The sequence below is a fragment of the bacterium genome, from assembly GCA_024226335.1.
In the GTDB taxonomy this organism is placed as follows: Bacteria; Myxococcota_A; UBA9160; order SZUA-336; family SZUA-336; genus JAAELY01.
The window spans coordinates 1-12924 of record JAAELY010000013.1 but is presented as its reverse complement, the minus strand read 5'-3'; the positions used below and the strand labels follow the sequence as shown (position 1 = coordinate 12924).

14 protein-coding genes are annotated in these 12924 nt (G+C 61.2%); 10 read left to right on the top strand and 4 right to left on the bottom strand.

Going from position 1 to position 12924, the window contains the following annotated elements:
* Nucleotides 1-115: 115 nt before the first annotated feature.
* Nucleotides 116-970, top strand: coding sequence for an enoyl-CoA hydratase (locus tag GY725_00490; GenBank protein ID MCP4002647.1), 855 nt, complete (start codon nt 116-118; stop codon nt 968-970).
* A 29-nt stretch (nt 971-999) separates the two neighbouring features.
* Here GY725_00490 and GY725_00485 read toward each other — a convergent pair whose 3' ends face one another.
* Nucleotides 1000-2205 carry a hypothetical protein gene (locus tag GY725_00485; protein ID MCP4002646.1) on the bottom strand — a complete coding sequence of 402 codons (1206 nt, stop codon included), beginning with the start codon at nt 2203-2205 and terminating at the stop codon, nt 1000-1002.
* Between the two features lie 313 nt (nt 2206-2518).
* Between GY725_00485 and GY725_00480 the strand changes: the two genes are divergently transcribed.
* The 9 genes from GY725_00480 to GY725_00440 all read left to right on the top strand — a co-directional run bounded on the left by GY725_00480 (nt 2519) and on the right by GY725_00440 (nt 9820).
* The gene (locus tag GY725_00480) at nt 2519-3109 is read left to right on the top strand and encodes an HDIG domain-containing protein (GenBank protein ID MCP4002645.1); all 591 of its coding nucleotides are present in this window, start codon (nt 2519-2521) and stop codon (nt 3107-3109) included.
* Nucleotides 3110-3208: 99 nt separating this feature from the next.
* Complete coding sequence (locus tag GY725_00475) at nt 3209-3775, top strand: NnrU protein (GenBank protein MCP4002644.1); 567 nt, start codon at nt 3209-3211, stop codon at nt 3773-3775.
* 159 nt (nt 3776-3934) lie between these two features.
* Nucleotides 3935-5500 carry a response regulator gene (locus tag GY725_00470; GenBank protein MCP4002643.1) on the top strand — a complete coding sequence of 522 codons (1566 nt, stop codon included), beginning with the start codon at nt 3935-3937 and terminating at the stop codon, nt 5498-5500.
* The gene (locus GY725_00465; protein ID MCP4002642.1) at nt 5497-5883 is read left to right on the top strand and encodes a response regulator; all 387 of its coding nucleotides are present in this window, start codon (nt 5497-5499) and stop codon (nt 5881-5883) included. Before GY725_00470 ends, GY725_00465 begins: the two co-directional genes overlap by 4 nt.
* Before the next feature lie 87 nt (nt 5884-5970).
* The gene (locus tag GY725_00460; GenBank protein MCP4002641.1) at nt 5971-6423 is read left to right on the top strand and encodes a response regulator; all 453 of its coding nucleotides are present in this window, start codon (nt 5971-5973) and stop codon (nt 6421-6423) included.
* 98 nt (nt 6424-6521) lie between these two features.
* On the top strand, nt 6522-7061 hold the full coding sequence (locus GY725_00455) for a hypothetical protein (GenBank protein MCP4002640.1): 540 nt from the start codon (nt 6522-6524) through the stop codon (nt 7059-7061).
* A gap of 42 nt (nt 7062-7103) precedes the next feature.
* The gene (locus tag GY725_00450; protein ID MCP4002639.1) at nt 7104-8501 is read left to right on the top strand and encodes an MFS transporter; all 1398 of its coding nucleotides are present in this window, start codon (nt 7104-7106) and stop codon (nt 8499-8501) included.
* Between the two features lie 117 nt (nt 8502-8618).
* Nucleotides 8619-8984 carry a hypothetical protein gene (locus GY725_00445; protein MCP4002638.1) on the top strand — a complete coding sequence of 122 codons (366 nt, stop codon included), beginning with the start codon at nt 8619-8621 and terminating at the stop codon, nt 8982-8984.
* A 2-nt stretch (nt 8985-8986) separates the two neighbouring features.
* Nucleotides 8987-9820, top strand: a complete 834-nt coding sequence (locus GY725_00440) for a glucose 1-dehydrogenase (protein ID MCP4002637.1) — start codon at nt 8987-8989, stop codon at nt 9818-9820.
* A gap of 28 nt (nt 9821-9848) precedes the next feature.
* Here the strand turns inward: GY725_00440 and GY725_00435 are convergent, their stop codons facing one another.
* The 3 genes from GY725_00435 to GY725_00425 form a co-directional block, all read right to left on the bottom strand.
* Complete coding sequence (locus GY725_00435) at nt 9849-11207, bottom strand: wax ester/triacylglycerol synthase family O-acyltransferase (protein ID MCP4002636.1); 1359 nt, start codon at nt 11205-11207, stop codon at nt 9849-9851.
* A gap of 162 nt (nt 11208-11369) precedes the next feature.
* On the bottom strand, nt 11370-12014 hold the full coding sequence (locus tag GY725_00430; GenBank protein ID MCP4002635.1) for a hypothetical protein: 645 nt from the start codon (nt 12012-12014) through the stop codon (nt 11370-11372).
* 87 nt (nt 12015-12101) lie between these two features.
* Nucleotides 12102-12278: a hypothetical protein gene (locus GY725_00425; GenBank protein MCP4002634.1), complete on the bottom strand. Its 177-nt coding sequence runs from the start codon at nt 12276-12278 to the stop codon at nt 12102-12104.
* Nucleotides 12279-12924 lie beyond the last annotated feature (646 nt).

The window sequence follows — 12924 nt, the reverse complement described above, 5'->3', positions numbered from 1 at the left end:
TCTTCGGGTTGAATTTCTTCGGGTCGAATTTCGCTCATCGACTCAGCCTAGCAGTCCGTTGAAAAGCCCGCTTTTTCGTCGAGTTCAGCCCGAGCAGGATATGGCGCCGAGCCCCTTGAAAGCACGCTCTGTCGTAGACTGGCCCGATCTGGAGGTGCGGATGGCCACGGACGATGTTCTTATCGAGGTTGACGAGCGTATCGCGATCCTCACGCTCAACCGCCCTCGCTATCGAAATGCTCAGAGTTGGGCCCTGCTCGACGCGCTCGACGCTCGCCTCGATGAGGCGATGGCGAACCCCGATGTTCGCGTCGTGGTCGTGAGGGGAGCCGGAGAGCACTTCAGTTCCGGACACGATCTGGGTACTCCCGAGCAAAAGGCGGACCAGGAAGCCAGGGAAATCCCACCGCGCGGCATCGAGTTCTACGAGAATTTCCGCAAGTACAACCTCGACTACACGCTCAAGTGGCGAAATCTCCCCAAGCCGACGATTGCGATGGTGCAAGGCTATTGCATCTTCGGCGGTTGGATGATTGCGGCTGCAATGGACCTCGTCTTCGCAAGCCCCGATGCGCGTTTTCTCGCCGGGTTGGTCGAGTATTTTTCGATCCCGTGGGATATCCACCCTCGAAAGGCGAAGGAACTGATCTTCGAGAGCCGCTTTCTCGAGGCTGAAGAAGCTCGCGAACTGGGTTTCGTGAACCGCGTCTATTCAAGTGAAGAACTCGAGGTTGAGACCCGTGCCTACGCGCATCGAGTGGCACGAAACGGTCGGACCGTATTGCGCATGTCGAAACTGGCCGTCAACAAGGCGCAGGATATCCAGGGCTATAGTGCCGCGATGGAGGCCGCGTTTGCGGATTTCCTCGTTATGGCCTCACACGGTGGGGGGCGCCGCGGAGACGAAAATCGGCTCGGAGCCGTAGATCTGGCGCTGCGCGGACGGAATGAAGGGGACCCCGAGTCGTAGGCCTGCTCGCGTGGCGCGTAACGGCTCGGCTAGTCCTCCCAATCGGTTTCGATGTCGCCGGATACGGGCAATGTGACGATGAAGACCGCTCCCACGCCTGCTTCGCCTTCGGCTGCAATCGTTCCCCCGTGCCGTTCCGAAATGCGTCTCGCGATCGCCAGTCCCACACCCGTCCCCGAGTATTCAAGCTGGCCGTGCAGGCGCTGAAAGACTTCGAAGATCTTTTCCCCGTGTTCCTGAGCGAAACCGATGCCGTTGTCGGCGACTCGGATTACGTAGTTTTCGATCTCGTCGGATGGGAGTTCTCGTTTTCCGGCCTCAGCGGCGATGCGGATCTCCACAGGGACGTCGGATTTGCGGTACTTGATTGCATTGCTGATCAGGTTCTGAAACAGCTGGCGGAGTTGTGCCTTGTCGCCTCTGAGCGTCGGCAACTCGCGAACGTCAATCGTCGTGCCCGTTTCGCTGATGAGAACCTCGAGATCAGACACGACCTCGCCCATGATGCGGTTCAGGTCTGTCTCTACGAACGCTTTGTCGGGACGATTGACGCGAGAAAAGGCCAGAAGATCCTCGATCAGGTCTGACGTTCTCTCGGCGGAGCTGAGGATGCGATTGAGATAGTCAGCTCCCTGTTCGCCCAAAGATGTCCCGAAACCCGATAGCAGACGGTCTCCGAACGTTCGTATCTTGCGCAGCGGCTCCTTCAGGTCGTGCGATGCAACATGCGCGAATCTCGTGAGTTCTTCATTTGATCTTCGGAGGGATTTCTCTCGACTGGAGAGCCGGCGTTGCGCGATCTGTCGCAATTCGAGTTCCTTCTCTGTTCTCCTGACGGAGGTATGCAATTGGTCATTGGCGTCTTGCAGTTCTTCTCCGATTCTCTGCGCTTCCGTGAAGTGGGTCCGGGCCAGCCAGAGAATTCCCACACTCATCCAGATCGCCAGGATCGCGTAGGCGCGATTGGTCATGACCACCCAGAAAATGCCGCCATCTGGCGACAGGAAATGCCCGGTGATGGTCAGTGCGGTCCCGGCCAAACCCAGGTAGGCGAGGGCCCGTTTCTCGCGGAACCACCAACCGATGGCAACGAGCGCCACATACGGCACTCCACCGGCAATCCCAAGAGGCGTGGACAGATCGAGAACCAGAACGGCCGCCGCGGTGATCGCCGCGGCCATGGCTACTCGGGCTTCGGAGTATCTCGAGTTCATGTGTCGCACCAAGGACGTCATTGACGTTCGCTCGTTATGGAAAAGCTCGTCTGTCGCAAGAGAATAGGAGCCGGAATAATCGACAAGTATGTTATGCGAGTATGTGAAATCAAGACGGGAAATCAACGGCTTCGCAGGCGAACTGTGATGGGTTCAGGGCGTGAATAGCGAGCGCGTTTGATTCTGTCTATCCGAACCTCCCAGTAGGCGAATTCTTGGACTGATCGCCGCGGGGATCAACCCAGGTTCGTCGATTCGGACCGGCGAATTCACGCCGAAATTCTCTCTCGCAGGCGGGTGTTTCAGCTCGTGGATCGTTTCTTCGCACTGTGGCATGCTCGGCCTCGTGATTCCCATTCGTGCCGATGCCTGGTCCCTGTTCTGCGAGTTCAACGCGACGGACTCGTTGCGAAAGCACGCTCTCTCCGTCGAAGGCGTAATGCGCCACTTTGCGCGCAAGCGCGGAGGTGACTCCGAACTCTGGGGTATCTGCGGCATCCTTCACGATCTGGACTGGGAGATGTTTCCTGAGGAACACTGTCAGCGCGCCGTGACCATCTTGAGCGAACGCGGCTTCCCAGACGAAATTGCGCGTGCAGTCGCGAGTCATGGCTGGCAGATCTGCAGTGACGTCGAGCCGAAAAGCGATCTGGAGCGCTGTCTTTACGCGGTTGACGAACTCACCGGTCTGATCGCGGCTACGGCCCTGGTGCGTCCGAGCCGCAGTGTCCTCGACATCAAACCGAAATCGGTCAAGAAGAAGTGGAAGGACGCCCGCTTTGCAGCCGGTGTCGATCGCTCGATCATCGAGCGCGGCGCCATGATGATCGAAATGGAGATCGGCGATCTCATCGCTGAAACGATCCAGGGAATGCGTGAAGTCGCTACCGAGATCGGCCTCGCCGGAGATGCGCTTGTCGAGTAGTGAACTCGCCGCAGTGCTGACGTGCCCGGCTGGCAGAACTGTTTACTCGATGGAATCCGCATTCTGTCCAGGCAGAGGCGAAACAGAAGGAGAGGAATCATGATCTGGCTCTTGCTAGGAGTTCTCTTGTGGAGTGGAGCGCATCTCCTGCCGAGCGCCGGGGCTTCGCAACGCGCGCGCCTCATCGAGCGACTCGGTCAGGCGTACCAGGGTCTTTTCGCGCTGACGATCCTGGTCTCCATGGGGCTGATGATCTTCGGCTGGCGCTCGACTGTGCCGAGTCCTGTCTACGGAGCACCCGGTTGGAGTCGAACGGTGGCGCCCATACTCGTTTTCGGCGCACTTTTTCTTTTCGCAGTCGCGGGACTGCCCAGCAACTTCAAGCGTCTGGTCCGACACCCCCAATTGACAGCGGTGGCGACCTGGTCCGTCGCCCACCTAGTCGCGAACGGTGATCTGCGCTCGCTCGTGCTCTTCGGCGGTCTCGGCGCCTGGGCCATCGTGGCCATCCATTTCATCAATCGCCGGGACGGCGCCTGGCAGAAACCCGATCCTCTGCCGATGGCGGGCGAGTGGAAGCCGCTGGTCGGGGCGATCGTGGTGTTTGGCATTCTCCACGCGGTGCACGTCTACATCGCGGGAGTCCCCGCGCCGCCGCAATTCTAGGAGAGCACGGGGCAGGTCCTTCGGTCCGGGTGTCTGCGAGTACCTAAATACAGCAAAAATTCATATTTGGCGGAATCGAGTCGATACAGGCCTCGGGAGTCCGGGGGGATCTTCTAGAGCTTGCTCGCCGTATGGGGGGGCAGTGCGTCGAGGTTTCCCATGCCCGAGACAGCCGGTACCCAGTCTGCCGAGCCCGTCCGCGTCCTGCTGGTAGAAGACGATCCGGCAGACGCACTGATCACGACGCGGATGCTTCCGAAGAGCTACCAGGTGACACACGTGGACACCTGGGACGGAGCGCGTCTCGAGATCTACAGCCATCACCACGATGTGATTCTTCTCGATCTCGGTCTTCCCGACGTGGCCAATGAAGCGTTGTTGGCGCACGCACTGTCCGAGGCGCAGGACATCCCGATCATCATCATGACGGGGCGCGATGATTCAGAGCTGGCGGTACAGGCCGTCAGGCTCGGGGCGCAGGATTACCTGGTCAAGGGGGAGTTCCCCCAGGACTGGCTGGATCGGGCGATTCGTTATGCGATCGAGCGCGCCACGATTCACAAACACCTTGAAGAAACGCAACGTCGCCAGCTGGAACTGAAAGACGAGTTTATTTCGCACGTCTCGCACGAATTGCGCACGCCGCTCACCGCGATTCACCAGTTTGGCGGTATCTTGCGCGATGAGATCGCGGGACCGCTGACGCCCGACCAGAAGAACTACGTCGGGATCCTCATGAAGAACGTGAATCAGTTGCGCGACATGATCGAGGATCTGATGGAGGCGACGCGCGCCGAAGTCGGAAAGCTCGTCGTCACCCCGACTGCGCTTCGCGTCGAGGCCACGATCGAAGAAACGGTAGGAGGCCTGCACCAGGCGGCCACAGAGAAGGGACTGACGATCCGCACCGAGCTTGCCGAGGGAGGCGCCAGAGTGCTCGCCGACGACGGGCGGGTGCGCCAGGTGGTGGCCAATCTGGTGACCAACGCAATCAAGTTCACTCCGGAAGGGGGCGAGGTCGAAGTCGGATCGCTGATCGATCCCGAAGACCCGGAATTCCTGCGTGTCTGGGTCAAGGACACGGGCCGTGGCATCGAACCTGCCGCCCTGGAGCGCATATTCGAACGCATGCACCAGGAAGAGGATCTCGAGGCTTGTCGCAAGGGGATCGGGCTGGGTCTGTACATCTGCAAGGAATTGGTCACGCGACACGGCGGCCGCATCTGGGCTCAGAGTGTCGTAGACCAGGGCAGCACATTTCTCTTCACGCTCCCCTTGTTTTCGGTTGCGGGGCTGCTCTACCCGGTCGTCTTTCCGCTGGATGCCCACCCCAACGAAACGGTGAGCCTCGTGACCACGAGGATTCGCCCGCTCGATTTCAATGCGACGGTGCCGATCCAGACCGCTTTGCTCGACAAGGCCTACGAGATCCACAGCGACGCTGTGCTTCGCTACGGAGACGCACTATTTCCTCGTTCACATGGAGCCGGGCTCTCGGAGAACTTCTTCATCGTCGCCGCTACACAGGGTGATGGAGTCCGATCCCTGGTCAATCGTCTCACACGGGCCATGGCTCGTATCGGACTGGACAGCGTGAACGCGGGTTTCGAAGTGACCGCCGAGGTGATCGAGGTTCCCATATCCGGAGAAACTGATCCGCACTCCCGAGTGCGCGCCGTAACAGAGATCGTACTGGATGCTACGAAAAGGAGCAGGAGCAGATGAGCAAGAAGATCCTGATCGTCGATGACGATGCCGATATTCGCATGGGACTGGACGCCCGTCTTCGTGCAAGTGGTTACGACACCGTGTTCGCCGCCGATGGCGCCGACGCAACCCGCAAGGCGATGAAAGAGCGCCCGGATCTGATCCTTCTGGATCTGGGGCTGCCCGCCGGAGACGGTTTTGTCGTACTCGAGCGCATCCGCAACCGACCCGATCTGGCTGCGATTCCGGTGATCGTTCTCTCGGCCAGAGATCCGGAGCACAACGAAAAGAAGGCCCTCGATGCCGGTGCGCGAGCTTTCTACCAGAAGCCCGTCGAAGCGGACGTGCTGCTGGAGGGAATCGAGAGCGCCTTTCGTCTCCATGGGCATACCATCGGCTAGCTCCGAAAATCCGCTAATGGCACAAATGTCCGCTAAAGATCCAATCTGTCGCCACCGATGAACCCCTCCAGGGAACGGAGGTAAGAGATGGCGATCAGTACGTGTTTGGATATCCGGGGGGCCTGTTCTTCTGAAAAAGGCCCCCGTCTGTGCCCGGTCCCCGAAAGTCAGCCAGACCTGGCTCGCCCCAGGCTTCTGGTTGCGGAGGACGACCCCGACCTGGCTCAAGCGCTCGCGATTCTGCTGGGCGATGCCTATGACGTCTCAATCCGCGACAGAGGCCGCGACTTCGCGCAGAGCTTCGAGGTCGAGCGACCCGATGTGATGGTCGTGGACTACCAGCTCCCCGATATCAATGGACTTCGCCTGGTCGAGTCGCTCTGGCGCCGCCACGGGCGGGCAACGCCCGCGATCATGATCTCGGCGTACTCGAACCGCCGCGAAGCTTCGATCGAAGCCGGTTTCGAAGCATTCCTGCACAAGCCCTACGAGGCCCAAGCGCTCGCATGCGCAATTGAGCGGGCCATCCGCGCGCACTGACTTGCATTTTCCCGGAGCACGGAGCACCGTGACGCGGGGTTTCTTGCGCTGCTCCTCCCGACCTGAAGCCAGGCGAAAGTCTCTGTTACTCTCTCCGCGTGCCCGCAAAGAATCCCCTCGCGACCCGCCACTGGCTGCTGTCGAAATCGCCTTCGTGCTGGACCGTCTTTGCGGCCCTGGTGGTCGCGGTCTTGTTCTCGGCGAGCCCGTACAGCGCTAGCGCCGCTGCGATTTCGTTCGCACACGCATCCCCGGGCATCGATCTCGACGACGAGGATCTCGAGGAGACTCCTTCGGTCTGGGATACGCAGATCCGGGACCTCAGGCCGAAGTCGCTCGAGATCACGGCCGATGCGTTCTCGGCTGGGGCGCGTTTCGCTTTCACAGCCCAGATGGTTTCGAGTTTCGAGCATCCGGCGCAGGCCTCCGGCCCCCAGTTGCCCAGCGGGTTCCGCTCGGACGGGCTCGGGATCGCGGTAAGGGTGCCGGCTGGCCTGCTTCCTCTTCACTCGGCAGATCTCGAGCACTCCGGTCTGCAGGCCTATGACCTGGTTTTTCGCGATCAGGTCCTCGAAGACGGGGTTATTGACTTCCTCCACCTGGGACTGCCGCCGAAGATATCGACCGGCGCAGAGTGAGTCGAAGCCCCGCCTGCGCGGATCTGTGTAAGCATACGCCCCTTGGTCGAAGCCAGCCCCGAGCCCCGAAGTGACGCCAGTCGCGTAGCATCCGGCGAACTACGCCGCTCGACCATCGTCGCCTATTGCGCACCGATGATCGGCATGGGCTTCATGGGTATGCCCTTCAGTATCTGGCTGATGAAGTTCAGTACGGATGTGCTCCTGATTGCGCCCGGGTTGTTCGGCACGTTGTTCATGATGGGGCGGATCTGGGACGCGATCTCGGATCCGATTGCCGGTTTTCTTTCGGATCGCTCGACTGCGGCGCGCGGTCGGCGCCGGGCCTGGATGTTTGCGGCGGCCGTTCCGGTCGGCGTAACCACCATCATGCTGTGGTCGCCACCGTGGATGCTCGATGGGATGGGGCTCGTGGTGTGGATGGGCAGTGCTCTGCTTCTCTACGAGACCACCTCGACCTGCTTCCTGGTGCCTTATGGCGCGCTCGGGATGGAGTTGAGCGACAACTATCACGAACGCACGCGACTCTTCGGCTACCGCCACGTCATCGCAGCCGCGGGGTCGATGGCCGGTCTGGGTGCGGTCTATCTGATGCGCACGGCCGATGAGCCACGCACGGCGGCGCTCGCTGTCTCGCTCGGAGGTGGCGGCCTGATGGCTGCGACGATCTTCTACGCGGCTACCCGACTGCCCGAGCGTGCAGACTACAGCGGCCGTGGCGCGGTCGATATTCGCAAAGCCTTCGCCGACGTGTTGCGCAACCCGCACAGTCGCCTACTGCTCGTCGTGTACGGGGTCGAAACTTTTGGCGCCGCGAGCATCGGTCTACTCGCACCCTATCTAGTGCAGTACATCGTGCATGCACCGAATCTCAACGAAGTCTTCATTCTGTGTTATTTCGTACCCCAGTTTGCCCTGACTCCGATGTGGATCCGGCTGGGCAGGCGGTACAGCAAGAAGAGCCTCTGGTTGTTTTCGATGATCTGCCTCGCCATTGGCTACACGTTGCTCTTCTTTGCCAGCGAAGAGAATTTCGTGTTCATGTTCTTCGTGGTCTTCCTGCTCGGTGTAGGTGGAGGTTGTGGTGCCGTGATCGCGCCATCGATTCAGGCCGACGTGATCGACTACGACGAGTACGTGACGGGAGAACGAAAAGAAGGTGCTTACACCGCGCTCTGGAATTTCATCCGCAAGGGTGCTGCAGGTCTCACGGCCGGTATCACCGGACTCGCTCTTCAGGCGTCGGGCTACGCGCCAAACGCCGAGACTCAAAGCGAAGTCGTGAAGATCACATTGCGCGCACTGGTGGGCCTCCTTCCGGCGGTCTGTTACGTATTCGGCGCAATCTTGTTTTCGCGCTTTGCGCTGAATGAGGTCGAGCACATGGGAATCGTCAAAGAGTTACGCACGCGCAGGCAAACAGGGAATCAACCCAGGTAGCGCCCGTGGCTGTCTACCTTTCGGCCCGCCATTGCTGTAGCGACTCCGTCCTGCGCAGATGTTCTCTTGTTCGAGGCATGGCACAATCGAGGCACAGACCGCGAGGAGGAGACCGGCATGGCGACGCGTGATTCGATTGTCGAGGTGGCCGAGAAGTACCTTTTCCACGGACTCGTCGAGCACGACGGTGGAAAAGTACCCCTGGCCGAGGACGTCGTGCGCATCGAGCAGGGCAAGAACACGGGAGACGGCCGCCAGGCATTGATCGAGGCGCTGTCTCACGAGGTGATGGAGATCATCACCGGCGTGCGCAACGTCCGATGGGTCGTCGAAGGGGACCAGGCGGTCGCGTTCTACGATCTCGACGTCAAGATCTCTGATCGGCCCGTATTGATTGCCGAGCGCTTCCGGGTGGTGGAGGGGAAGATCTGCGAGATCGAGGCGCTCTTCCACGCCCAACCGGCGACGGGCGAAAAGGGCTGATCGTGGGACGTCTCGATGCGAAAATCGCGATCGTGACCGGCGCAGCGCGCGGATCGGGTGCGCTCATCGCGAAGCGCCTGATCGAAGAGGGGGCACGCGTCGTGCTTGCCGACATCCTCGATGAGAGGGGCAAGCCTGTGGCCGAGGAACTCGGTGAGAACGCTCGCTACTGTCATCTGGATATTACCGATGCTGAACAGTGGCAGTCCGCAGTCGATCTTGCGGTGGCGGAGTTCGGCGAGTTGACGATACTCGTGAACAACGCAGCGGTCCTGCACCTCGAGCCGATCGAGAATACGAGTGTGGAGGACTACACGCGAGTACTCAATGTGAACGCGATCGGTACATTTATCGGTGTACGCACGGCGATCGCGCCGATGCGAGCGGCGGGTAGTGGCTCGATCATCAATGTGTCGTCGATCAGCGGGCATCATCCCGCGGCCGGAACGGCGGCCTACGCGGCCAGCAAGTTTGCGGTGCGCGGCCTGACGAAAGTCGCAGCGCTGGAACTGGGTCGCTACGGAATTCGCGTGAATTCGATCAACCCGGTAATGGGCAATCCCGAGATGGTTTTCGAGTCTCTGGGCTTCGAAGGGGATGCCCTCCAGGCATTGCTCTCGCGAGAACGCGAGAAGAAGAGCGTCTCGTTGAGTGGCGGGGAGCCCATCCTGCGCCGAGGTGAGATGACCGATGTGGCCAATGCAGTGCTGTTTCTGGCTTCGGATGAGAGTTCCTTCTTTACCGGTGCGGACTTCAATCTGGACGGAGGGGTCACGGCCGGAACGCACCTGGGCGGTGGAATTCCCGGCGCGCCCAAAAACAAGTCGAGTGAGTAGCGGATCTGGCTCTGCTCAGTCGCACCCGTCAGGCGGTATTCACGAGACGGGCGAAGCTCTCTTCGATGGCCATCGCGAGTTTGTCCAGGTCGGGAATCAGGTCGGAGTCTGCGTTCAGTCCGACGTACAGCGTTCCGTTGTACGAGAAGACGGCGAGGCCCAGACCCATGCCATCGACGATCGGCACGATCGGATAGATCTCCTCGACTTTTCGTCCGCACAGATAGCGTTGCTCGCGCGGTCCCGGAACGTTGGTGGCGACCAGATTGGCCAGGCGCGTACCTCGGATCGAGCGCCCGACCAGCGATACCAGGCCCGCCGGTAGTTCGTCCATCATCTGCAGTAGATGGTCGATGCCAGTCCAGCTCTGGTTCGATTTGAGCCGCTCGGTGATGGCTCGCGTAGCCGATAGGCGAGAGCGTTCGTCACTCAAGTCTACGGCGAGCGGTACCAGCATCGCGGAGATGCGATTGCCGAGCTTCTCATCAGAGTCGGGGTTGCGCAGGCTGACCGGTACCAGCGCGGTCAGTTCGAGGCATCGTGTGTTCATGCCCGAAGCCGTCAGATAGCGATGCAACCCGCCTGCCAGCGCGCACAGGACCACGTCGTTGATCGTTCCGCCGAGGGCGTCGCGCACCATGCGAACCCCGTGCATGCTCATGCGACTGAACGCCAGACTGCGCCTACGCCCGATCGGCGCGTTCCATGGCATTTCGGGGATGTCGGCCGTAGCGAGTTGCACGGCGGAGTAGGCCGCGTTCAGCAATTGTCCCACCGAGGCTCGTACTCTGGAAGGGCGTCGCAGCGCAGACACGAATGAGCCCGCGGAACGTGTTTGTCGGCGGACCATGTGTGCCAGCGCGTTCTGCAGGCGACCGCCAGCGCTCGATGCGGGACCGGGGAGCGCGGGCAGAGAGTGCGGGATCGCGTCTTCACAGCTCGCCGAGAGCAGTTGCTCCAGGAGTTGAACGCCGCCCATGCCGTCAACCATACAGTGGTGCACTTTGTTGAACACCGCTGTGCGATCACCATCGAGTCCTTCGATGACGTGAACTTCCCAGAGCGGTCGATCTCGTTCCAGCGGCTGGGCCAGCAAGTGTTCGATGCACTCGTGTAGTTCGGCCTGGCCTCCGGGAGCGGGCAGTGCCCATGGGTGCACGTGTGAGTGCACGTCGAAATCCGGATCGTCGACCCACTCCGGGTGGGCCGCTCCCAGGGGCACGCTCATGGGCCGCTGCGCGTAGCGCCACATATGGGTCAAGCGGTGTTCGATGCGGGTCGCGACCTCGCGCGCTCGGAGTCGACCTTCGACGATCAACACCGAGCCGATGTGAAGCAGCGCGTGCGGACGTTCGAGGTAAAGGAACCCCGCATCAGTGGCGGACAAGCGAGGCGAAAGCCGGGGAATCTGGATGGAACCCATGCTCTGTGCACAATGCAGGCAGCGTGCCGGTGAGATCTCCACGCTGTGGTCCCGGGAGATTCCGTGCAGCCCAGGGCTTCAGCAGTCGCCGCCCAGAAACTCATCAGCCTGCGAGCGGTAACCGGGTCAGCGCATATCGTTGAGGCTGTAGGCCTCGAGCACGCCGGAATCCTCGCGCAGTGTGTTCACGACGTCTTCGACGGATGCACCGCTCGGGATTGCGAGTTCGTACTGACCCGAGGAATCCGGGCCGTGCACGATCGTGGCGTCGACGCTGCGCAGCAGTGAACTCATCTGCGATTCGGGGATCCGGTGATCGAAGGTGACTCTCGCGACCGCCCCGGTGAGGCTACCTACGTGGCTTCCCGAAAGCGTGCTGTTGTCGGGCGTCAGACTGCTGCTGCCGCCGCCAAAAAGGGCCAGCGCCAGGGCTGCAACGAGGGCGCTCAGGCCCGCGATCGCGAGGCGCTCGGTGCGAAGCGGGCTGCGTCGTTTTGGCTGGAGTATCGCGGGCGGTTCACCGGGCTCGCTCGGCGGGTCGTCGATGCGCGAGACGATATCGTCGAAACGCTCCTGGGACGGCGTCCAGCTCGCGGGATCTTCATCGCTGAGCGTTCCCACGAGATCGCGCGATCGATCGAGTTCGGCGGTGCATTCCGAGCAGGTGTCGAGATGCGCCCGAATTCGCGCACGTTCGAACTCGCTCAACTGTCCACCGACATATGCGGTCAGCTGTGCACGGATGCGGTCGTGTCCGTCTGCGCTCTCCATGGGGATCCTGATTCTAACGAATCCGTCTCTCGGGTGTCTCGGGTTCGCAGGTTCGCCGTCGGAAATGGCACCAGGGGGCGCCGCGAATCACGGCGAGAGATTGCCCGGCGTCGAATAGGGCTGAACGACGAACTGGGCGTTGTTGGAATCGCCGGGATTGCCCGAGCGCCCATCTTCGACATCGACATCGATATCGATCTCGCGCGAGGGCTGCAGCGGGCTTCCATCGCCGTATGGATCCCAGCTGAAAAAGCCGAAGGTCACGTTCGAGTCCAGCACGTCGAGTCGGCTGTCGGTCTGGAAGTGCGCCAGCCGTAGGTGCCCCGACTTGCAGGATTGATGAGGATGACCTGCGCGGCCTCACGGCCCCTGGGCTCGCATCCGGGAGTACCGAACCGGCAACCTGCAGAGCCCTCGGCACCGATCTGGACGCCCGTGATCGCCAGCGTTTGCGAGGGAGAGCCGCGCGAGACCGCGACGGTGGCAGATGCGAGACTGTTTCCGCCCGGGGATCCGCGTTGAGGTCGATTGGCAGGCTCGGGTAGATTGACCGCGCGGAGGGTGTAGACTGGGGATTGGAGGGCTCGACCAGCGATGGAGTGGCTCTACATCCTGATGGTTTCGAAGGCGTTCGCCTGGGCGATCCGCGCCGTGCTACTCCTCGGGCTCATGGCCTACTCACCGGCCGGTTGCTCCTAGCAGGCAGCGGAGTTGCTGAAACTCGCTGTAGAGGCACTACAGCTTCGCCTCAGCGCCTCGATCGCGAATGAAATCCACTCGCGTGTCTCGGTCCAGGGTTCTTCCGCAGCCTGCTAGGGAACCTCTGCACAGGGAGGCTGCGGCTGCGAAGCGCGATGCATCCGCCTGCGCTGCGTCGCGCGACCCTCTGCGGATCTACGGATCTGCGATC

Excerpts from the sequence above, each read along its gene's own strand:
- GY725_00470 (MCP4002643.1), top strand. The coding sequence starts at position 3,935 with ATGCCCGAGACAGCCGGTACCCAGTCTGCCGAGCCCGTCCGCGTCCTG.
- GY725_00430 (MCP4002635.1), bottom strand. The coding sequence starts at position 12,014 with ATGGAGAGCGCAGACGGACACGACCGCATCCGTGCACAGCTGACCGCA.
- GY725_00480 (MCP4002645.1), top strand. The coding sequence starts at position 2,519 with ATGCTCGGCCTCGTGATTCCCATTCGTGCCGATGCCTGGTCCCTGTTC.
- GY725_00485 (MCP4002646.1), bottom strand. The coding sequence starts at position 2,205 with ATGACGTCCTTGGTGCGACACATGAACTCGAGATACTCCGAAGCCCGA.
- GY725_00465 (MCP4002642.1), top strand. The coding sequence starts at position 5,497 with ATGAGCAAGAAGATCCTGATCGTCGATGACGATGCCGATATTCGCATG.
- GY725_00475 (MCP4002644.1), top strand. The coding sequence starts at position 3,209 with ATGATCTGGCTCTTGCTAGGAGTTCTCTTGTGGAGTGGAGCGCATCTC.
- GY725_00460 (MCP4002641.1), top strand. The coding sequence starts at position 5,971 with ATGGCGATCAGTACGTGTTTGGATATCCGGGGGGCCTGTTCTTCTGAA.
- GY725_00445 (MCP4002638.1), top strand. The coding sequence starts at position 8,619 with ATGGCGACGCGTGATTCGATTGTCGAGGTGGCCGAGAAGTACCTTTTC.